The organism is Paenibacillus sp. J22P277 (assembly GCF_059383675.1).
On sequence record NZ_JBXENS010000003.1, the window covers coordinates 917,361 to 938,289 of the forward strand.

At 57.3% G+C, this 20,929-nt stretch carries 25 protein-coding genes; 4 read left to right on the forward strand and 21 right to left on the reverse strand.

Features of this window, described 5'->3' with window-relative positions; all coding sequences use genetic code 11:
• Window positions 1-108 precede the first annotated feature (108 nt).
• Window positions 109-747, forward strand: a complete 639-nt coding sequence (locus tag AC50YL_RS13080; protein ID WP_494832444.1) for a GntR family transcriptional regulator — start codon at window positions 109-111, stop codon at window positions 745-747.
• A 130-nt stretch (window positions 748-877) separates the two neighbouring features.
• Here the strand turns inward: AC50YL_RS13080 and AC50YL_RS13085 are convergent, their stop codons facing one another.
• From AC50YL_RS13085 to AC50YL_RS13165, 17 genes are all read right to left on the reverse strand, one after another.
• The gene (locus tag AC50YL_RS13085; RefSeq protein WP_494832446.1) at window positions 878-1,324 is read right to left on the reverse strand and encodes a GyrI-like domain-containing protein; all 447 of its coding nucleotides are present in this window, start codon (window positions 1,322-1,324) and stop codon (window positions 878-880) included.
• Between the two features lie 160 nt (window positions 1,325-1,484).
• Entirely contained in the window at window positions 1,485-2,702 is a 1,218-nt protein-coding gene (gene fdhA / locus AC50YL_RS13090) for a formaldehyde dehydrogenase, glutathione-independent (RefSeq protein WP_494832447.1), read from the reverse strand.
• Between the two features lie 107 nt (window positions 2,703-2,809).
• Entirely contained in the window at window positions 2,810-3,109 is a 300-nt protein-coding gene (locus AC50YL_RS13095) for an antibiotic biosynthesis monooxygenase family protein (protein ID WP_494832448.1), read from the reverse strand.
• A complete protein-coding gene (locus AC50YL_RS13100) occupies window positions 3,106-3,519 on the reverse strand; it encodes a DUF2500 domain-containing protein (RefSeq protein WP_494832449.1) in 414 nt (137 codons plus the stop codon). Before AC50YL_RS13100 ends, AC50YL_RS13095 begins: the two co-directional genes overlap by 4 nt.
• Window positions 3,520-3,626: 107 nt before the next feature.
• Entirely contained in the window at window positions 3,627-4,184 is a 558-nt protein-coding gene (locus tag AC50YL_RS13105) for a DEAD/DEAH box helicase family protein (RefSeq protein ID WP_494832450.1), read from the reverse strand.
• 131 nt (window positions 4,185-4,315) lie between these two features.
• The gene (gene hisA, locus AC50YL_RS13110) at window positions 4,316-5,071 is read right to left on the reverse strand and encodes a phosphoribosylformimino-5-aminoimidazole carboxamide ribotide isomerase (RefSeq protein WP_494832451.1); all 756 of its coding nucleotides are present in this window, start codon (window positions 5,069-5,071) and stop codon (window positions 4,316-4,318) included.
• Window positions 5,068-5,781: a YjjG family noncanonical pyrimidine nucleotidase gene (locus AC50YL_RS13115; RefSeq protein ID WP_494832452.1), complete on the reverse strand. Its 714-nt coding sequence runs from the start codon at window positions 5,779-5,781 to the stop codon at window positions 5,068-5,070. The genes hisA and AC50YL_RS13115 overlap by 4 nt, the downstream gene beginning before the upstream one ends.
• A gap of 2 nt (window positions 5,782-5,783) precedes the next feature.
• Window positions 5,784-6,212 carry a VanZ family protein gene (locus tag AC50YL_RS13120; protein ID WP_494832453.1) on the reverse strand — a complete coding sequence of 143 codons (429 nt, stop codon included), beginning with the start codon at window positions 6,210-6,212 and terminating at the stop codon, window positions 5,784-5,786.
• 142 nt (window positions 6,213-6,354) lie between these two features.
• Window positions 6,355-6,855, reverse strand: a complete 501-nt coding sequence (locus AC50YL_RS13125) for a GNAT family N-acetyltransferase (RefSeq protein WP_494832455.1) — start codon at window positions 6,853-6,855, stop codon at window positions 6,355-6,357.
• A 103-nt stretch (window positions 6,856-6,958) separates the two neighbouring features.
• A complete protein-coding gene (locus tag AC50YL_RS13130; RefSeq protein ID WP_494832456.1) occupies window positions 6,959-7,438 on the reverse strand; it encodes a TcaA NTF2-like domain-containing protein in 480 nt (159 codons plus the stop codon).
• A 33-nt stretch (window positions 7,439-7,471) separates the two neighbouring features.
• Window positions 7,472-7,957: a GNAT family N-acetyltransferase gene (locus tag AC50YL_RS13135; protein WP_494832457.1), complete on the reverse strand. Its 486-nt coding sequence runs from the start codon at window positions 7,955-7,957 to the stop codon at window positions 7,472-7,474.
• A gap of 139 nt (window positions 7,958-8,096) precedes the next feature.
• Entirely contained in the window at window positions 8,097-8,681 is a 585-nt protein-coding gene (locus tag AC50YL_RS13140; RefSeq protein ID WP_494832458.1) for a GNAT family N-acetyltransferase, read from the reverse strand.
• Window positions 8,682-9,266: 585 nt separating this feature from the next.
• Window positions 9,267-10,067, reverse strand: coding sequence for a Cof-type HAD-IIB family hydrolase (locus tag AC50YL_RS13145; RefSeq protein ID WP_494832459.1), 801 nt, complete (start codon window positions 10,065-10,067; stop codon window positions 9,267-9,269).
• Between the two features lie 24 nt (window positions 10,068-10,091).
• A complete protein-coding gene (locus AC50YL_RS13150) occupies window positions 10,092-10,856 on the reverse strand; it encodes a pseudouridine synthase (protein WP_494832460.1) in 765 nt (254 codons plus the stop codon).
• Between the two features lie 227 nt (window positions 10,857-11,083).
• Window positions 11,084-11,545 (reverse strand): DUF309 domain-containing protein, encoded by a 462-nt coding sequence (locus AC50YL_RS13155; RefSeq protein WP_494832461.1) that lies wholly within the window; start codon window positions 11,543-11,545, stop codon window positions 11,084-11,086.
• Window positions 11,546-12,349 carry a GTP diphosphokinase gene (gene yjbM, locus AC50YL_RS13160; RefSeq protein ID WP_161744775.1) on the reverse strand — a complete coding sequence of 268 codons (804 nt, stop codon included), beginning with the start codon at window positions 12,347-12,349 and terminating at the stop codon, window positions 11,546-11,548.
• Between the two features lie 15 nt (window positions 12,350-12,364).
• The gene (locus AC50YL_RS13165) at window positions 12,365-13,465 is read right to left on the reverse strand and encodes a quinone-dependent dihydroorotate dehydrogenase (protein WP_494832463.1); all 1,101 of its coding nucleotides are present in this window, start codon (window positions 13,463-13,465) and stop codon (window positions 12,365-12,367) included.
• A gap of 192 nt (window positions 13,466-13,657) precedes the next feature.
• On the opposite strand from AC50YL_RS13165, the gene AC50YL_RS13170 reads away from it, so the two are divergent.
• A complete protein-coding gene (locus tag AC50YL_RS13170) occupies window positions 13,658-13,798 on the forward strand; it encodes a hypothetical protein (protein ID WP_494832464.1) in 141 nt (46 codons plus the stop codon).
• A 9-nt stretch (window positions 13,799-13,807) separates the two neighbouring features.
• On the opposite strand, the gene AC50YL_RS13175 is transcribed toward AC50YL_RS13170, so the two are convergent.
• The 3 genes from AC50YL_RS13175 to AC50YL_RS13185 all read right to left on the reverse strand — a co-directional run bounded on the left by AC50YL_RS13175 (window position 13,808) and on the right by AC50YL_RS13185 (window position 17,009).
• Window positions 13,808-15,226 (reverse strand): L,D-transpeptidase, encoded by a 1,419-nt coding sequence (locus AC50YL_RS13175; RefSeq protein ID WP_494832466.1) that lies wholly within the window; start codon window positions 15,224-15,226, stop codon window positions 13,808-13,810.
• A gap of 193 nt (window positions 15,227-15,419) precedes the next feature.
• The gene (locus tag AC50YL_RS13180) at window positions 15,420-15,656 is read right to left on the reverse strand and encodes a ferredoxin (RefSeq protein WP_161744772.1); all 237 of its coding nucleotides are present in this window, start codon (window positions 15,654-15,656) and stop codon (window positions 15,420-15,422) included.
• A gap of 66 nt (window positions 15,657-15,722) precedes the next feature.
• On the reverse strand, window positions 15,723-17,009 hold the full coding sequence (locus AC50YL_RS13185) for a DNA polymerase IV (RefSeq protein ID WP_494832468.1): 1,287 nt from the start codon (window positions 17,007-17,009) through the stop codon (window positions 15,723-15,725).
• Between the two features lie 194 nt (window positions 17,010-17,203).
• Between AC50YL_RS13185 and cimA the strand changes: the two genes are divergently transcribed.
• A complete protein-coding gene (cimA, locus tag AC50YL_RS13190; RefSeq protein ID WP_494832470.1) occupies window positions 17,204-18,817 on the forward strand; it encodes a citramalate synthase in 1,614 nt (537 codons plus the stop codon).
• A 69-nt stretch (window positions 18,818-18,886) separates the two neighbouring features.
• On the opposite strand, the gene AC50YL_RS13195 is transcribed toward cimA, so the two are convergent.
• On the reverse strand, window positions 18,887-19,453 hold the full coding sequence (locus tag AC50YL_RS13195; protein WP_494832472.1) for a TlpA family protein disulfide reductase: 567 nt from the start codon (window positions 19,451-19,453) through the stop codon (window positions 18,887-18,889).
• A 147-nt stretch (window positions 19,454-19,600) separates the two neighbouring features.
• On the opposite strand from AC50YL_RS13195, the gene AC50YL_RS13200 reads away from it, so the two are divergent.
• On the forward strand, window positions 19,601-20,917 hold the full coding sequence (locus tag AC50YL_RS13200; RefSeq protein ID WP_494832474.1) for an MFS transporter: 1,317 nt from the start codon (window positions 19,601-19,603) through the stop codon (window positions 20,915-20,917).
• The last annotated feature ends 12 nt before the right edge of the window (window positions 20,918-20,929 follow it).

Genomic DNA, 20,929 nt, shown 5'->3' on the forward strand with positions numbered 1-20,929 from the left:
GTTGAAAGACTTACTTTCAACCCCTGCGATTCCCGCTCGTTGTAAAGCCGTCTTGAATGCGCTATCATCAATTACGACACAAAAATGCGCATAGATCGGAGTGCACGAATGGTAACGGCTATTTCACTGAAGGAACGCGCGTACGACGAAATTCGCAGGTTGATCATCAGGGGGGAGGCGAAGCCCGGGGAGGCGCTGACGGAGAAGATGCTTACGGATAAGCTGGACATGAGCCGTACGCCGATCCGCGCGGCGCTCGAACGACTCGAGGTCGAAGGCTTGGTCAGCTATAAACCGAACAAAGGACTGATCGTGGCGGAGCTCTCCCTGCAGAAGGCCGTCGATTTCTTCGATTTTCGCATCGCCATCGAAGCGCATGTCGTGCGCAAATTATCCGGCAGGGCATGGGATGCCCGAGAGCTTGGCGACTTGAAGCGGAACCTTGAGCTGCAGCGCCGAAGCGTGGAGCTAGCCGATTATGTCGCGTTCACGGAAGCGGATTCCGAGTTTCACCGTCTGCTCGCGACCGTTTACGATAACGCGGAAATCGTGCAGACGATGGAAAATTTACAGGACAAGCTGTTCTTGATCGCGCTGAAAGTGCTCCGCAAGGATAATAAGCGCATCGGCGTGTCCTATCAGGATCATGTCAACATTTATGACGCCATGACCGCGGGAAAGGCGGATCAAGCCGTTGCGTCGATGGTTTCGCATTTGGAATTCGGCAAACGCATTTTGGTGGATTAGCCGCATCACGGCAGTGGTTTGCACGGAACCGCGTACCTGCTAAGACGACGAAAAAAAACTGCCCGCCGGCGGCTGAAATCAGCCGCTGGCAGGGCAGTTATGTTTACGCGCTTCATTCCTGTGGACTACCTCAGTCGATCGGAATGAGCAGCTCGACCTGTTCCGCATCCAAATGTTCGTCAATGTAAAAAATTTCGAGCGAAACGGCGTTTTCGCGCTTCGAGAGCTTCTGATCGTTCATCCAGGCCGTCAACTGCTCATAGCCTTCGCCGATGCGTTCGTTCGTGCAGACCGCCATGGCGTAGGTTCGCTGCGGGACGGTGAACTGGACCATGCCCTTCGGCACCTGCTCCAGATGCGGGACCTCGAAGCATGCCCAGTAGGTGGCGAACACTTCGTTGCCGAAATACGGGCTGTACAGCACGGTCGTTTTCACTTCGCCCTCGATCTCGTGCTTCCTGGAGAGAAACTCACTCTGCAGATGAATGGCTTCATCCGGAAACGTGGAATAGGGACCGCAGTAGCTGATTCCAACCATATTGATCGCCGGCTTGGTAATCAAGGAGCAATTATTCATCGCGAATGACCTCCCGCATAGAATGTCAATGCTTAGGTTGACCCGAATACAGTGTACCATGACGCCCGAAGCTTTGGTATTCATTTATTGGCAAACCCGGCAGGAATTCGCGCAAGCAGTAAAATACCGCATTGCCCTCGACGGACAATGCGGTATTGGATTAGCGTCTGACGGATCCGTGCGGGTCGATGACGAATTTCTTGGACGCGCCTTGATCGAACTCGCCGTAAGCCGCCGGCGCCTCGTCGAGCGAGATCAGCGTGGCGTTCACCGCTTTGGCGATCTGCGCCCTGCCGCTCAGGATCGCGCTCATCAGCTCGCGATTGTACTGCATGACCGGCGTCTGGCCCGTCACGAACGTATGGGACTTCGCCCAGCCGAGGCCGAAACGGATCTTGAGCGTGCCGATCTTCGCATCCTCGTCGACCGCGCCCGGGTCCCCCGTAACGTAGAGCCCCGGAATGCCGAGCCGACCGCCGGCGCGCGTCACTTCCATGATGGAGTTCAGCACCGTAGCCGGCGCTTCGCCATGCGCCTTGCCGTGGCCGTGCGCTTCGAAGCCGACGCAGTCGACCGCGCAGTCCACTTCGGGCACGCCGAGGATTTGATCGATTTGCTCCGCCAGGTTCGCATGCTCCCGCAGGTTGACCGTCTCGCAGCCGAAGCTTCTCGCCTGCGCCAGGCGCTCGGCGTTCAAATCGCCGACGATGACGACCGACGCGCCGAGCAGCTGCGCGGAATGCGCCGCCGCCAGCCCTACCGGGCCCGCTCCGGCGACATAGACCGTCGATCCCGGCCGCACGCCCGCGCTGACCGCGCCGTGATACCCGGTCGGGAAGATGTCCGACAGCATCGTCAGATCGAGGATTTTCTCCATCGCCCGGTCTTTATCCGGGAATTTGAGCAATTGGAAGTCCGCGTAAGGAACCATGACATACTCGGACTGCCCGCCTACCCAGCCGCCCATGTCCACATAGCCGTAGGCCGAGCCCGGACGGTCCGGATTGACGTTGGAACAGACGTTGGTATTGCGCTCCTTGCAGTTGCGGCAGCGTCCGCAAGCGATGTTGAACGGCACGGACACGAGATCGCCCTTCTTGATGAATTCCACGTCGCGGCCGACTTCGATGACCTCGCCCGTAATTTCATGTCCGAGCACCAACCCGCTCGGGGCGGTCGTGCGTCCGCGGACCATGTGCTGGTCGCTTCCGCAGATATTCGTCGTAATGACTTTCAGGATGACGCCATGTTCGCATTTTCTGCCAACATTGAGCGGATTCACGCCGGGACCGTCGCGCAAGATCAATTCCGGATACGAAATATCGCTTACGTCGACTTTACCGGGTTCAACATAGACTACCGCACGATTTCCTGCCATTTCGTCAGCCTCTCCTCTTAACCGTAGATTAAATGAAGACGAGCATTCACTCTTTCATTGTAATCGCTTCCAGCGGGAAATGCCATCCATTCTTTGGTCGAATATCGCTATTCTCCGAGCCGGATCGCCTCATAATGCTCGACCACCGGGAACGGTTCGTAGTAATGATGAAGCAGCCTGCGCCATTCCTCGTATTCCGCGGACATCCGGAATCCGATGGTGTGGTCCTCCAGCGTCTCCCACCAGACGAGCAGCAAGTATTGATGCTCCCGCTCGACGCAGCGCCGCAGCTCGTGCCGCACGTATCCCCGCATGGAAGCGATGATCGCGGACGCCTCTTTGAAGCTTTCGACGAACGAGGGATCGAGCGCCGGTTTGACATGCAATATCGCGGTTTCCAGGATCATCGCGCGGTACGCTCCTTTACGATGCGGGATACCCCGGTACGTTGAAACCCTTGATAGCGGGTGCCTTGAAAGGTCAGCCGGCCGTCATCCCCTTCGACCAGCATGCCGTAAGCTTGGCCGCTCACTTCAAGCTCCATGCGGTCGCCGCTCTCGACTTCGAACGTGACGAAATAATCGGTTCGCGAACCGGAGGAGAGTTGGTCTCCGTTCGTCCTGCTCGAACCGACGTCCGTTCGCTTCGCGACGATGCGGGCGTCGACCGTCAGAACCGGCTTCTTGTTGTTGGAGCTCCACTGCGCGATACCTTTGACGATGGCGAAAATGATGAATCCGAATACGATAATGAAGCCGACCGTCACGATAATCGGAACGATCGTAAACATGGGATCCGAAGGTCCGTTCATGCCCATTTGCTCTCGTGCTCCTTTGCTTTCTGTTCTGGTGATGCCGCGGGCGACTCCGATGTCCGCAGACTCGGCATCGCGATACGGCATGGATGGAGACCGTCCCTATGTACTTATAGACGGAAGTTCGCTTTGATCCGACGGGCGGTCTCCTCCGGAATCAGCCGGCCGTTGTCGATGCGCATATAATGCGTCCGGTCGATTTCGCCGGGAACGGAGTTCAGCCTGTGCTTGTCCAAGCTGCCGAGCAGCTCCTTCTCCGATTGCTCGACGTTTCGCTTCGTCGGCTTATGAAGCAGGCGGTGAGGCGTCCCGTTGCGTGCGAGCCTCGTCTCCAGGTCCGCCTCCAATTCGGCAAAATATACCTCGCCGCCGCCCGCTTCCACGATCTCGCAGATCCGCTCGACGTAATCCCAATCCTCTTGCATATTGAAAGCCCATACGTATGTAAAAATCAGTCCTTCCATTCCGCTCGCCGCCGCCGCTTTGATGATTTCCGTGCGAAAAAGATCCGTCAAGCGCCATGCCTCCGGGCTGAAGCCGAAGAACGGATGAAGCAGCTCGATCGTCATATGATTATGGAACAGCTTCAAGCCGGTCATCTTCTCGAGCTCATGGCCGACCGTCATTTTCCCGACCGCCTGCGGTCCGAACAGCAGCACGAACTTCATAGTCACTCACCTCCTTGATTTGGGAGATTATACCTCCAATTGTCCCGATAAGCAATGGTTTTCCGCAAAAAAAGCACGGCAAAATACCAGCCCGCGCATGAACGCAGCCTGGCTTCTTCCCCGTAATCCTTCTAGCGATTGCAGTAGGCAACGACTTCCTCGTAGGATAATTCGCCGCCGAAAATATCCAGCGCGCTGCCGACGGTGATGTCCAGCTTGCCGCCCGTGAGCGAGCGAAACAAATCCAAATCCGCGAACGAACGCGCGCCTCCGGCATAGGTCGTCGGAATGGAGACCTGGCCGGCCAGTTGTTCCACCAAGCTGCCCAAGATCCCCGTCCGCTTGCCTTCGACGTCGACGGCATGGACAAGAAACTCGTCGCAATACGCCTCCAGCTCGCGCAGATGGGCGGCATCGACGGTGAAATTGCTGAACGTTTTCCACTGATTCGTCACGACGACCCATTGCTCGTCCCGCTGTTTGCAGCTCAAATCGATTACGAGCCTGTCCTTGCCGACCTCGGCTACGATCCGCTGCAGGTTCTTCATATCCAGCTCCCCGTCGCGAAAAATATACGAGGTGACGATGACATGCGAAGCGCCCGCTTCCAGGTACCGCGACGCGTTCTCCGCATGGATGCCGCCGCCGATCTGCAGGCCGCCCGGATAAGTGCGCAGCGCCGCCAAGGCCGCTTCCTCGTTGCCGCCGCCGAGCATGATGACATGGCCGCCCGTCAGCTTGTCCCGCTTGAACATCTCCGCGTAATGCGCGGAATCATAGGCCGACACAAAATTCTCCACCACCTGCTTGTCGGTGCCGCCGAGCGTTTCGCCGACGATTTGTTTGACTTTGCCGTTATGCAGGTCGATGCAAGGTCTGAATTTCATCGCTGTCCCTCTTCTCCGGAGATGATGCCGTGCAATTCGTATAGGTCGTGAATCGTATACGCTGGCGCTATATCGTCCTGGAACGGATGACGCCGCGGGTTATAGTAGCAAAAATCAAGCTCTGCCGTACGCGCGCCTTCGTAATCGTCCTTCAGGGAATCGCCGACGAACAAGATCTCCGAGCGGGGGATGCCGAGCGCATCGACGGCTTGATCGAAGATCAACCGGTTCGGTTTGCCGATGCCGACTTCGTCCGAGATGAACAAGTGCGGGAAATAATGCAGGATTCCGCCGGTTGCCAGCCGTCCCCGCTGCGCCTCTCCGATCCCATTGGAAATCGCGCCGAGTTCAACCCTGCCGTGAAGCCGAAGCAGGAGATCTTCGGTCCCGTTCATGAAATGGCACGAGGAGCAGAATAGCTCCCAATACGTCGTCGCCAGTTCCGCGGACAGCGTACTGTCATGTCCCAGTTGCGCCAGCGTATCGCGGAAGGAGTAATCGAGCACCTGGGATATGTGCAGCTGCCGCTCTCCCCGTTCGACCCAATAGGTCCAGTTAATGGGGGCGTAGACCGTCCGGAACGCATCCCACCGAAAATCCTCGCGCTCGTGCAGCCCGTGACGACGAATCGTCCGGTGCATCGCTTCCAACTCGCTGGCATCGTAATCGAGCAGCGTGTTGTCCAGATCGAACAAGACCGCCTTGTACATCGTTATGCGGACACCCGCTTTCGGATAAATTGCAAGCACGCGAAACCGATCAACGCGCCGACGGTGTTCAGCAGCACGTCGTCGATATCGAAGCTGCCGCGCTGCAGCAGGAGCTGCATCGTTTCCAGCAGCAATAAGACGCAAATAAACAAGACCGTGAACGAAAACAGCCGCATGCGTAGCAGGTAAGGCACGGAGAGCCCGAACGGCGCGAATACCGCGACGTTGCCGACCATGTTCACGAGCCAATATTTCAATTGAAAGCTGTCCGCGTGCACGAAATAAAGCTTGATCGTATGCAACGGCATGACATTATACCGGTAGCCCGGCAGATGCGGGCTCGTCCGGCCGAAGCCGATGAACATCCAATACAGCAGCAGCAAGGAATAGGCCAACGTAATAAGTGCAATCGCTTTTTTCATGGTTTCCATCTCAGCCCTCCCTGCCGGCGGCGCGCCGAGTCTCGCAAATCCGCGGCCGATCCGACTCTGCTTCGCAAGGGAAGTTTGCTCGTCCCCCCGCCAACTATAGGTATTCCGGGAAGGCTCGGTTCATGCCAGATCATGGAGCTTCTTACTTCAGCATTTTCTGGTAACACGCCAAATCCAGCCAGCGATCGAATTTGTTGGCGATCTCGATATAATGCGAGACCTGCTCGTAGCCAAGCTTCCGGAACAATGCGATGCTGCCTTCGTTTTCCGTGCAGATGGTCGCGATGAGCGAATGGAACCCGATCGACCTCGCCACTTCTTCCAGAAACGTCATCGCTTCCCTGCCGATGCCCTTGCCCGTGAATGCCGGCTCCAGGTAGATCGTCATTTCGCCGGATACGTTGAACGCCGGGCGCTTCTTATGCTGCGTCAGCATGATATAGCCAGCATATTGTCCCTCGTACAGGACGACGTAAGAACGGTACAGTTCCGAAAGCGGTTCGATCAGCTGTCTCATCTGCTCCGGCGAGTACGGATGCAAATCGAAAGAAACCGTCGTATGAACCACGAAATAATTATACGTGCCGCGGACTTGCTCCAAATATTGTTCGTCATACGGCTCAAACGCCACTCTGTTCGACATCGCTGCACCTCATGCGCGTATTTTTTGAACGACAAGGCAGACAGCGCTGCTCCCAGCCCCGCCTGCCGCCCTCGTCCGATTCATGCCATCCGGGATAATCCGGTTACTCCCAGCGTTCGATGCTGTATACCTTGAACACCTTCGTAGCGGGATGCTGCGTAACGGTATACACCCATTCGTATTCGTTGACCGACGACTTGCCTTCCGGATAATAAATGCCGATCTTCTCGACAATGGAAAACTTGTATTCGCCGTTGATTTTTTGAATGTTCATGATTTGATACCGAATCAGCTTCTCCTTGATGTTCTTCCCGCTCAAACGGCGAACGAGGCCTTCTTGTTCCTTGTAAAGCGGGCCTTCCGGGTCAAGCAGCCCTTCCACGAGCGAGAACCGGTTCTTGTTGATCGCCTCGACCATCGATTCCTCGTACGCATTCATCACATCGGTCGCTCCCGATGAATCTCTATAGTCAATCTGTTCGCCCGAGACGGGATCCTGCGCTTTGGATTCGTCTTTCGCCGAACAGGCACTCATCAGCACAGTCAGACTTAGCAGCATACCGAGCATCGCTGTTCTGTACATCTTCGTAATCTCCCGTCTTTATGAATTGCAGCCTTAGTCTTGCGCCCGAACGGCGCGCTCATAGATCAGAATCGGTTTGCCGTCCGGAAGCACGGCGGACTTCGCCCGAACGGCGCCTTGGCTTTGCCAGAAAGCATGCGCGGGGGAATTGCCCGTCAACACGCCCAATCGGTGCGAGTTGACGCCCCGCTCCCGCATCCGGGAATCGAACCAAGCCATCGCCCTGCTGCCCAATCCTCTGCCATGGCACTCCGCGCGAATGACGAGCAGCCCGAGCCATGTGCAGGCATCCTTAGGATTGATCATGAGATATTCGAGAATTCCTACGGGCTGTTCCCCTTCGAACATCACGTAACGTTCCGCGCCGGCGGCCTCGGCCTCCAGCTGCTCCGCTTCGAGATCCTCGTCCGTCAGCCGCTCTTTATCTTTGGAAATGCGATTGAAGGCCGGATTCGTGTTTACGATGTCCCGCTCGATCGCAATGAAATCTTTCGACGTGCGAATGAAGGAAAGCTTCATGATTAACGCGCTCGCTTTCTAAGCCCATGCATGGGTTGCGGTAAAGCCGTTTGCCGCCTTCATAGGATGCGTCTCCTATTTTACCACGAAAACGGGATGTACATAAATGCCTTAGAAAAGCTTAATAATCGCCGCGTGATTACCGCTCCGACCAGGACGGATTCAGCAGCACCATGTGGACATGGTCCTCCCATTTGCCGCGAATACGCAAATACTCGGGGGCAAGACCTTCGTGGCGGAAGCCCAACCGTTCGACGACCTTCAACGACGGCGCGTTGCGCGGCATGATGTTGGCTTCGATTCGGTGGAGGTTGAGTTCTTCGAATGCGAAAGCCACGACATGCGAGAGGGCTTCCGTCATATAGCCCTTGTTATGCTGCCCCGCATCCATCCGGTAGCCGAGATGACAGGATTGGAACGCGCCGCGCACGATATTGCTGAGCGATACCGTGCCGATGATATCCCCGTCCGGGTCTTCGGCCGACGTCAACCAGAAACGGACGCTGTGCCCGTATTCCATGCTGATCGCTTCCTGCCGGATCAGATTCCGCTGCGTCTCCGGCGTATAATAGTCATCGTCGCGGTCCGGCTCCCATTCGGCAAGCGCTTCCCGATTCCGCTTGACGAAAGCAAGCACGCCTTCGGTGCAGGATTCATCGATGACCTTGAGAATCAAGCGCTTCGTGGCGATCCTCAGACGGCGCAGTTCATGAACGGAAATCATGCGGGCTCCTCCGATCTTAATCCTTAAATAAGTATAACGTATAACAACGAATATATGCCGAACCCGATCGGCAGCAGTCCGGACAACGGCATGCAAGGAGTTAACAGGTACAATCGCCGGGCCCGGTTCGTCCGGCGATGCGCGCGCCGACCTTCCGCTCGCGCCGCTGGGCAATCGTTCCCCGGAAATCGTCTCCCGTACGGCCGACCCATTCCTCGGACATATCACAGCCGACAGTTGCCCAAATCTTGCGCATGCGGGCTGATGTCCAATCCGCTCTCCGCGAATTTCATACAATACCTTATACCGAGTGCCGAGATTCACAACAAGACGAACTTGCAAGCGGCGCCGGAAATACCTTTAAGGGAGGCATTTGCATGTCCGGTGTGTTGGGAGGAAGTTTTGCTGGCGTAATTCTGGTACTGTTCATTCTGCTGGTCATCGTATCCCGCGGAGTTCTGATCTAATCGATTGCTCTAGCCGATAATGACAAAACCGTCGAGGGTGCGCCTTCGACGGTTTTTCATTTGAACCGGACGGAAGAACAATGCCTTTCCTTCCGGTGGACAAGCCCGCCCGCGACTTCTAAGACCAAGCAAACTCTTGCAGGGCGTGCGCCACGCCGTCTTCTTCGTTGGAACGCGTGAGCACGTCGGCCGCCGCCTTCACGGCTTCCGGCGAATTCGCCACCGCCACGCCGAGCCCGGCGAATGTCAGCATACCCACGTCGTTGAAGTAATTCCCGATCGCCATGACGCGGCTCCGATCGATGCCTCTTAATTGCGCCAGCTGCCGAAGCGCTTTGCCCTTGCTGGCATCCTTATGCTGCACGTCGATGAAATAATCGCCGCTGCGGATGTGCTGCAGGCCGTGCGACCAAGTGTTCCATTCCGCTTCGACCCGGTCCAGGTCCGCAATGCCGCCGAAGAGCGTGAACTTCACGAGCCCGTCCGGAAGCGGCTCGCTCGGATCGCGGAGCACCGGACTGGCTCCGTAGAGACGGTACATCTCCTCCGCTTCCGGCGTAATTCCCTCGATCAGCATCTCGAACGGCGTGTTAATATCGAAATGCATCCCCGCCCGCAGGCAATATTCCCTGAATCGCACGATCTCCGCAGGATCAATGCTGTATTGGTGCAGCACCTCGCGGCGTGCCGAATCGACCGTGGCGGCGCCATTATGCGTAATCATCGTGCCCGCGAGCCCCAGCTCGTCCAGTACGGGCATCGCGTTGACGGGCCCTCTCCCCGTGCAGAGCACGATCTCCGCCCCGCGCCGATGCGCCTCGCGTACAGCCTCTCTTACGACCGGGGTCAAGACATGCCCGTCCGTTAACAGCGTTCCGTCAATATCCAGCGCGATCAAATCGTAGTTGATGTTTCCCATTTGCCAGCCGTCTCTCCTCGTTATTCAATCGTTTGCATGCTTCGCGGCGGCGTGAACCGTGAGCAGCGCATCCAGTTCCGATTCCGTAAGCAGCCGGTAGTCGCCGAGCTTAAGCTTCGGATCGAGCGCGAGCGGCCCCATGGATACGCGCTTCAAGTACAGCACCTTTTTGCCGACCGCTTCGAACATCCGTTTGACCTGATGAAATTTCCCTTCGTGAATCGTCAGCGTGACCCGGCTGAATATGCCGTCCTCCCGCTGCTCCTTCTCGCCGACGATAAGCTCCGCGGGCAGCGTTTCGTAGCCGTCATCCAGCTTTACGCCTTGCTTGAACGCCTGTTGGTCGCCGCCGTCCACGTCGCCGTGGACTAACGCCACGTACGTCTTCGGGACATGCTTGCGCGGCGATAGCAAATCATGCGCCAGCTTGCCGTCGTTCGTCAGCAGCAGCAGTCCTTCCGTGTCCTTGTCCAGCCGGCCGACGGGGAAAGGCTGCAGCACCCGGTCCTCGGGGTCCAATAAATCAATGACCGTGCGGTCCCGCGCGTCTTCCGTCGCCGACACGACCCCTTGCGGCTTGTTCAACATGACGTAGATCGTCTCGCGGTATACGACTTCCTCGTCATCGAAGCGCACGGCGGCCGCTTCCGGATCCAGCGTCATGCCGAAATCCTTGGCCGTCTTGCCGTCGACCGTCACCCGTCCTTGCTTTACCGCGCGCCTCATCTCGCTTCTCGTGCCAAATCCCATATTCGCAAGCAGCTTATCCAGCCGCATCCGTTTCGCCATGATCAACATTCAGCTCCCATAATGCCTCGATCCTTCGCGCAGGCGAAGTCCTGTTCCCATTGTATAATAAAGCACGGCCTTAACCAACTAAATCCTACCCTCTCGGCTCGAAATGTCCCCACGCGCGCCCGACGACAAAAGCCGCCGAACGAATTCCGGCTCCTCAGCGGGAAACCTGAATCCGATCAGCGGCTTTTGCCTCCGCGAGCAGTCCCTCATGCTCGCGATTAATCGCCGTGCTGCAGGCGTTGCGTCAGCGGAATCAACGCAAGCTCGTCCGCGAGCGATTGCAGCTCGCCGTCCTTCACGATCAGACGGAATGCCCGAAATGCAGGCGGCTTCGCGGCTTCATCGGGCGACGGCAAACGTTCCGTAAACGCGCGAAGCACAGCCAGGCTCCTCGCCATGTCGGCGCGGAGCTGCCCTAAGTCCAGTCCCATCGTTTCTTCGGGGTAAGCCGACAGTTTGTTCTCCGCTTGGACGAACAGTTTTACCGCGCCGGAGTAATTATCGTTGCGCCAATGATGAAGACCGACCGCCGCTTGCAGCAATCCTTGATAGAACGCGCTGCGGCCTTCTTCGAGCCACAGCTCCTCCATCGCCTCATGGCATTCGAAGTAATCCTCGTCGACGTTGAACAGCACGATAAAATGGACGAACTTCGCGTCGTACGAATGCGCCGCTGCCACTTACGACGTTCCGCCCTTCTTCGCGCGGAGGATCGCCGCCTTGATCTCGTCGGACAGCACGCGGATCGCGAACGCGTCCTCTTTCTCCCACAGTTCGTTGAACCGCAATTGGAACTGCACCGCTTCGCGGACGCGATTGAAGAAATACAATTCCTGAATGTCGCTCAGCACGCTCGAGAACATGTTCGATTTCTCTTCGAAGTCCCGCTGGGCGTCCAAAATCTCGTTGCGGATGCTCGACATCTCCGTATCCAGCAGCGAAGCCGCCTCGGCCGCTTTCTTCAGCCGGTCCCGCACGTCTTCCGGCAGGCTTTCCTTATATTTATAGTTCAACGAATGCTCGATCGTCGCCCAGAAATTCATCGCCAGCGTCCGAATTTGGATTTCCGCCAGCACGTGCTTGAGCCCGATCGCCGTTTGAACCGGATATTCGATGATCATATGGTAGCTTCGGTAGCCGCTGTCCTTGAAGTTCGTAATGTAGTCCTTCTCGTAGACCAGCTTCAGGTCTTTGCGCGAACGCATCAGCGCCGCAACCCGGTGGATATCGTCCACGAACTGGCACATGATGCGGATCCCCGCTATGTCCTCGATGCCGGTATCGATTTTCTCCATCGGCACCGACAGCCGTTTCGCTTTCTCCAATATGCTCGAAATCTTCTTGACCCGCCCCGTCACGAACTCGATCGGCGCGTAGGCTTCCCGATTCTTCAGCTCCGTTCGAAGCGTCTTCAGCTTGACCTTCAATTCTTCCACTGCCTGCTCATATGGCTGTAAAAATAGTCCCCAGTCTCTTCCGTCCATCCGGCCGCCTCCTGTCTAAGACCGATGATCTGCTCCAATGGCCTCCACGATCGATGTATATCCGTCCTTGCGCAATAAAGCCTTCAGTCCCTCCGTCAGCTCGCGGAGAACCTCCGGCCCTCTATAGATCAGCGCGGTATAAATTTCTACAAGACTTGCACCCGCGCGAATTTTATCGTATGCATCCGATGCCGTAAAGATGCCGCCCGATCCAATAATGGGCAGCGTTCCGCCGGTCATCCGATAGACCTCGCGCACGATTTCCGTCGAACGCTCCCGCAGCGGTTTACCGCTTAAGCCGCCGGTTTCCTTCGCGTTCGGATGCTGCAGTCCATCGCGGCTGATCGTCGTATTGGTCGCGATGATGCCGTTCACGCCGCTCGCCACGATCGTCTCGACGGTGTAAGCGAGTTGTTCGCTTGTCATGTCCGGCGCGATTTTGACAAGCACGGGCTTGCGGCCTCCGCCGGTCGCGGCAGCCTGGACGCGCATCTCTTCCATGACCGTCGACAACAGCAGCTTCAGCTCGTCGCCGTGCTGAAGGGCTCGCAGATCCGGCGTATTCGGCGAGCTGATGTTGACGACGAAGAAATCGCCGTATGTATAGAGTTTCTGCAAGCAGGCGCGGTAATCCTCGTGCGCGAGCTCGTTCGGCGTCGTTTTGTTTTTGCCGATGTTGACGGCGACCGGAATCCGGCGCCGGGTATCGCGGGCGAGCCGTTCCGCCATGGCGTCCGCGCCGTCGTTGTTGAAGCCCATTCGGTTCACGAGCGCCTCGTCGCTCGGCAACCGAAACAGCCGCGGCAGGTCGTTGCCGGCTTGTCCCTTCGGCGTGACCGTGCCGACCTCCGCGAAGCCGAAGCCGATATTCGCGAACATGCCGATCGACTTCGCGTTCTTGTCCAATCCCGCCGCCAGGCCGACCGGATGCGGAAAGCGCAGGCCGAACAGCTCCGACTCGAGCGCCTTCGATTCCGGCACGCCGTACATCGCGCGCATCATCGCGGGAAGGCCCGGCACCAGGCTAGCCGTATGTAGCCCGTCGATTACCATGTGATGCGCTTTCTCCGCGTCCATGCGGAAAAAATACGGCTTGGCAATTTTCGTGTACAACAATAAAACTCACTCCGTTCTTCGTGTTAGCTCTACCGAACAGTTTAACGCGTCGGACACGAAAAAGAAAGAGTTGACGCCTCTTTCGCCCCGCCCGCGCGGCCCGGCGCAGCGAGACAAACAGTTGTCTCCACGGACGAAAACGATTACAATACAAACATATTCCCATTTCAAGCGAGAGAAAGGTTGATCCGCGTGAGCCAAGCGAAAAAGAAGCCGCCGATTAAGAAATCCAATGAGAAAGAACAAATCAATAAGAAAGCGCTCGTTTGGATCGGATCGATTTTCGTCTTGATCGTTATCGTCATGACCGTACTTCTTATTATTGACAAGTAGGTTTTTCGATTAGTCAAGCCATTTGTAAACCACAGCGGGGTTCGTCTCGTTCTCGGCAGGCCGCAAGCGGAAACGCTTTGCGATCGGCGCGGGAGTATCGGGAAGGACGCCGCTTTTTATCGTGACCTTCGTTCCGAGCGGCACCAGATCGTACAGTTCCTCGAGATCCTTCCGGTTCATCCGGACGCAGCCATGCGACTCGTCCTTGCCGACGCTGGATGGATCGTTCGTGCCGTGGATCGCGTACAGCGAGTCCGACAACGTCATGCCGCGGCTGCCGAATTCGCTGTCGTCGCTTCCGTTCGGATTGCGCACCTTCTCGCTGATGACGAAGCTTCCGGACGGCGTCTTGTCCCCTCCGAGTCCGACCGCATAGCTCCGGACGATCACGTCTCCGCTTACGACGGCCAGCTGATGGTTGTCCTTGTCGATGAGGATCGAGAGCGGCTCCTTCGGGAGCGTCGTCTCTTCGGACGAAGCGGCCGGGCCGCCCCCCGCTTGTCCGTTATTCGATTGATCGGCAGCGCCGTGCGGCTCGCTTTCGCTCGGGTCCCCGAAGCCGGTCGGGCCGGACGCCTCCGCCTTCATCGACCGAAGCAACGGCGCGAACAGCTTTTCCATCGTTTTGCTGCTGCCCGAGAGCGTGTTACCGGGGTAAGGCCGCACCAAGTCGGACAGCTCTTCCGGCCAAGCCTCATGGCGTTCGCGGTAATGCGCGATCGCGCTCGTCAGCGTCCAACGCTGTTCCTGCTCCTCGCTCCATGCCGCGTACGTTGTCCGCGCCTCCGAAGAGGCGTCCGGCTGGCAGTCGCAAGCTTTGGCGTCCAGCAAGCCGACGTCGGATCTGCCTTTGCCTTTCTTGGCCGTTTGCGCCAGCAGACGCGTATTGCCCGTCCATTTACGCCATTTCCCGCTCTGTTCCAGGGCGGCGGCCAGCCCTTTATCCGCTTCGCCGGCATTGCCTTGAAGCAGCGCGCCGAGCGCTCTGCCGAGCATCGCTCCATCGCCGCCGGCCGGCTTTACGACGACTACCCTCAAGCCGCTCCCCGGCGCCGGAGCGTCGGCGGAATCCGCGGCGAGCGGCGGCTGCTCCGCCGCCGGATCGGCCGCTTCGTCGGAATTGCCCGGCGAGATGAACAGCATGAGCGCTAGCAATCCGAGCAGCGCCGCCGACGTCCGGAGCACCGTCATCCGCAGTCCCCGCTTGCGATTCCAGGCGGCGATCATTTGCTTCGGTTCGTTCGCCAGCGGATGCTGCTTGCGCTCGTATGCATCGTAGATGCTGCCGGATTGGAGGAAGCAATAATTCGCCTTCGCTTCCTTGCCTTCCAACATATATTGCTTGCCCAGCAGATACCAGGCCATGCGGTTATCGGGATGATTTTGGACATAGCGCTTCAAATAGTTCATATCGTCCTGCGTTTCCATCTGCGACCTCCTGCTTTCGGAATCCGGTAGCTACTATATCGGCAGATGAACCGTCCGGATAACATCCGAACGCGATTTTTTTAGCAATTCTTTGCTGGTGACGGTCGCGTGACGGTATTCGTCTCCATGACAACACGAAAAATCCCATCCCCCGGGCAAGCGGGAAATGGGATTCGAGTGCGCTTTATTCGTATTAGTTATTGAAAGGCGCGTCCGCGATTTTGATGGAGTCCGTCGGGCAGCCGTCTGCCGCATCTTGCAGATCATCGTACAAATCTTCAGGGATCTCGGTGTTGCCATGGTTACCGTCGCTGCCGAAAATAACCTCCGCCAAACCTTCATCGTCGTAGTCGTAGATGTCAGGTGCCGTTGCTCCGCAAGCTCCGCAGGCAATACACGTATCTTTCTCAACCCATGTAAACTTCGACATCGTGGTTTCCCTCCTATTAATTGTAAGCGCAGCACTTACGTTAGTATTTTGTTAAGCATACAACCCTCAATCATCACTATATAACATATGCTCGTCCCTTTGCAAGGATGTCCCTCTAATTCGTTTGTTGCGGATCAAGGCCGACGGATCGTCACCGAGCATGCCTGCCGTGAGCACCGCGTCCTCGCCGAATTTGTCTCTCAACCTATCCATCGTTCGCGTAAGCGCCTCTTTCTTCGGCTGATCGCTATAGTTGAATAGATCCAGTTGAACCGCGGTATCGGCCAGCAGGGACAGGTTCTGCAGCGTGATGCCGAGCAGGCGCGCCGGCTCGCCCCGCTTCCAATGCTTATCGAACAGCTTGCACGCTTCCCGGTGAATATCGGACGCGGAATCCGTTGGAACGGGGAGGGTGACCGAACGGCTGATCGTCGTCATGTCCGGCCTCCGGATGACGATCTGGATAGTCGAGGCGATCATCTTCTGATGCCGCATTCTTCTTCCGGTCTGATCCGCGAGGTTCAGCAAGATTCGGTGCGCTTCTTCCCGTTCGGTCACGTCCTTCGGCAGCGTCGTCGTGTGCCCGATGGATTTGTTGAGTCCCCGCTCGGCATTGACGGGGGCGTAGTCGTAGCCGTGCGAGGCCGCCTTCATCCAGGAACCGACGACGCCGAAATGCTTCACGAGCATCGTCTCCTCGGCGGCGGCGAGCTGACCGATCGTCCGGATGTTGAGCTTGACGAGCTTCTCCGCCGTTTTGCGGCCGATGCCGAACAGCGTATCGCAGGGCTTATGCCACAGCAGCTCGGGTACGTCGCGGATGCGCAGTACCGTGAAGCCGTTCGGCTTCTGCATGTCGGAGGCCATCTTGGCAAGCAGCTTGTTCGGGGCGACGCCGATGGAGCAGGGCAGATCCCACTCCTTCCGTATCCGCTCCTGGATGTCGCGCGCGATCTGCAGCGGTTCCCCGAACGCGGAAGACCCGGTAATGTCCAAGTAGCATTCATCGATCGAGACGGCTTCGACCAGCGGCGTGTACTGTCTCGCGATCGACATGAAGCCCCGCGAATAAGTGCGGTACAGATCGAAATCGGGCCTGATCATCAGCATATCCGGACAGCGCTGCAGTCCTTCCCGCACCGTCATGCCCGTCTTGACGCCATGCGCGCGCGCCGCGTAAGAGGACGTGACGATAATGCCCCGTCGCTGCTCCACGCTACCTGCCACGGCCGACGGCTTTCCTTTATATCGTTCAGGCTCCTCCGCTTCATGGACGGAGCAATAGAAGGCGTTCATATCCAAATGAAGAATGACACGGCTTTTGGGAGACGCCGCTACCCCGTCTTTCGTCATCGCTCGCGATCACCCTTCCTTGGCATTAGCCGATCATATGATCGTATTTTCAGCATACCAATCGGCCGCCCCGAACGTCAACTTCAAGCTATGCGCCTAATCGGCCCACGTTTACGCACCGCCCTTCTAATGCTATAATAAAAAATTATGACTGCGATTGAAAAACGGTTACAAGGAAGGGGGCTTTTGCATTCATGGGAAATACGATCTCCATATTCGACACGACACTTCGAGACGGCACGCAAGGAGAAGGCATCAGTCTTTCCGCGGAGGATAAAGTCAAAATCGCCCAGAGGCTCGATTTGTTAGGCGTTCATTATATTGAAGGCGGAAATCCCGGCAGCAACAGCAAGGATATCGAATTCTTCCAGCGCGTGAAAGGCTTGAAGCTGAACGCCAAGCTGACCGCGTTCGGCAGCACGAGGCGCAAGAACAGCCTCGCCGAGCAGGACAGCAGCCTGCTGCGGATCGTGGAATCCGGCGTTCCGGCCGCGACGCTCGTCGGCAAGTCGTGGGATTTCCACGTACATACCGCGCTGCAGACGTCCTTGGAAGAGAATCTGTCGATGATCTACGATTCCTTCGCTTTCCTGAAGCGCCAGGGCGTCGAAGCGATTTTCGACGCGGAACATTTCTTCGACGGGTACAAGCATAATCCCGACTACGCCCTTGCCGTCCTGCGCAAGGCGCAAGACGCCGGCGCCGACTGGATCGTGCTGTGCGACACCAACGGCGGTACGCTCCCTTCCGAGGTCCATGCCATCGTAACGCGTATCACCAGCGAGCTTAGCACGCCGATCGGCATCCACACGCATAACGATTGCGAGCTTGCCGTCGCCAACACGTTGGCCGCGGTACAAGCCGGTGCCCGCCAAGTGCAGGGCACGATCAACGGCTACGGCGAGCGCTGCGGCAACGCGAATCTGTGCTCGATCATCCCGACGCTTCAATTAAAGATGGATTATCGCTGCATCAGCGACGACCAGCTCCAATCGCTGACCAACACGGCCCGCTATATCAGCGAAATCGCGAACGTGCACATGCCGGTTGCCCAGCCTTACGTCGGCAATGCCGCATTCGCCCACAAAGGCGGGATCCACGTCTCCGCGATCATGAAGGATTCCAAGACGTACGAGCATATCCAGCCGGAGCTCGTCGGCAACAAACAGCGCATCCTCGTCTCCGAGCTTGCCGGCCAGAGCAATATCATCTCCAAGGCGCAGGAGCTTGGACTGGATATTAACGCCAACAACGAGAAGACGAAACGGATCATGGAGAAAATCAAGGATCTGGAGCATCAAGGCTATCAATTCGAAGGCGCCGACGCATCGCTCGAGCTGCTGCTTCGCGAGGCCTTCGGCGAGATGAAGGAAATCTTCAAGCTGGAATCGCTCAAGATGCTCGTCGAGAAGACGAACGGCAGCGGCATGAACGCCGAAGCGATCGTCAAAGTCAATGTCGACGGACAACCCATCTACATGGCGGCGGAAGGAAACGGCCCTGTCAACGCGCTCAACAACGCGCTGCGCAAGGCGCTCGAGCAATTCTATCCGAGCATCAACGATTTCCATTTGTCCGATTATAAAGTTCGGGTCATCGACGAGAAGGACGCGACGGCGGCCAAAGTCCGCGTGCTCATGGAATCGACCGATTTCAAAAGCACCTGGAATACGGTTGGCGTATCCAGCAACGTCATCGAGGCGAGCTGGGAAGCGCTGGTCGACAGCATCCGCTACGCGCTGTTGACGAAAGCCAAAATCGATTCGCATGACGAACCCCGCGAGCAGTTCGGACTGCTCAATCATTAAATCGCGCACTCGCGCGCAAAAAGCCGGAAGCTCATAAGCTTCCGGCTTTTTGTTACCTCCATGCGTTCCTTACGTACTTGCGCTTGCTTTCGCCTCGGTCTCGGCGTCGAGCCACTTATCGATGAATGCCTTCCATTGGGCTTTCGAGATCACGCCTTCGATTCGCTCCCTGACGATTCCGTTGCTGTCCACGAGCAGGCTGATCGGAAACGAATTCACTTTGTAGAGCTTCTGCGCGTCGCCGTCCCGATCCATCAGAATCGGAAACGACAGCTTCTGCTGATCCACGAATTCCCGGGCCTGCCGCTCCTTGTCCACGCTGGTCGCGTTAATGCCCAGAATCTCGAGCTTGCCGTCGTAATCCTTGGCCAGCGACAGCAGGTCCGGCGCTTCCATCTCGCACGGATAGCACCAGGAAGCCCAAAAATTCACGAGCAGCAGCTTATCCCGCTTTCCGCCGATCGCGACGGACTGATCCTTCAGATCGGGAAGATTAAGCGTCGGCGCGGTATAACCCGGCTTAGGGAGCATATCCGACGACGCGGCCAGCGCATCGTCATGCTTGCCTTTATTTTGATAAACTGCGGCACCTGCCAGAATAAGCACGATGACGAGCAATACGATCGATCGTTTCATAATGCGCCTTCTTTCGGAATAGTTGTCGATTAACGCGAGGAACACTTCCTACATGTTACCATGTTCAAGAATGGAAGCTCAAGTTCGGGGGTACATTAACCGGCGAGACCGGCGAGGTCATCACATCGACTTGGAGGTCTTTGAACCATGAAGCAATCGGCCAAATCCCGCGGAACGGCAGGCAGCCCGGGGAAATTACGAACGGCGGAATCCGGCGGCGGAAGCGCCTCGAAAGCGAAGCAGCAAGGCAAAGGCGGCGGAAAGTGGCTGGAATACGTCGCGCTCGCGACCGTCCCCCTCGTACTCGTATTAGGCAACTCCATGCTTGTCCCGATATTGCCGGAGATGGAGCGCGAGCTTCACATTTCGACATTTCAAGCCAGCCTCGTTATCACTTTATTCTCCGTTGCCGCCGGTCTCATTATTCCCTTCTCCGGTTATCTATCCGATCGTTACTCCCGCAAAGCCGTCATCCTGCCTTCGCTTGCCCTCTACGGCATAGCCGGCATCGGGGCGGGCGTGGCGGCGGTCATGCATTCATACGGCTTCTTGATCGCCGCTAGAGCCCTTCAAGGAATCGGCGCGGCGGGCACCTCTCCGATCGCCATGGCTCTCGTCGGCGACAAGTATAAGGACGGCGAGGAAAGCGAAGCGCTCGGACTCATCGAAGCGTCCAATGGAGCAGGAAAAGTCGTCAGCCCTATTATCGGCTCGCTGCTGGCCTTAATGGTTTGGTACGCGCCGCTGTTCGCGTTTCCGGTCTTCTGCGCCGGCTCGTTCGCGGCCATGTTGTTCCTGATCAAAGAACCGGCCAAAGAAGGCAAGGAGCAGCCGCTGCCGGTCAAGCAATACGTTGCGGATATCGGCAAGCTCTTCAAGGAGAAAGGCCGATGGCTGATCGGCGCGTTCGTGTCGGGCTCGCTCGGCTTGTTTATTTTGTTCGGCGTCCTCTTCCGCCTATCGGACTTACTGGAGAAAGCGCCGTATAAGATCGACGGCGTCGCAAAAGGCGGCATCTTGGCGATCCCGCTGTTGTTTCTGGTCATCACCGCTTACCTCACCGGCCGCAAAATCAAGAATAACGGCCGCTTGATGCGCATCCTAATGATCGTCGGCCTCGCTCTCATGTGCGCCGCGCTCGCCGCCGCCGCTTTTTTGCACCGTAACATCTATCTCCTGATCGGCTTCGCGGCGTTGAGCAGCCTCGGGACCGGTTTGGTGCTGCCCTGCTTGAATACGCTCATTACCGGGTCGGTCGATCGCCAGCACCGCGGAATGGTCACGTCGCTGTACAGCAGCCTGCGATTCTTCGGCGTCGCTTTGGGTCCCCCGTTATTCGGCTGGATCGCCGGCATTTCGGATACGCTGCTGTACGGCATCGTCGCCGGACTATCGCTTGGCTCCATGCTCATCATCGTCTTTCTCGTGCATCCTCCGGCCAAAGCCGGGGACACGCCAGGATGACGGCCTCGTTTG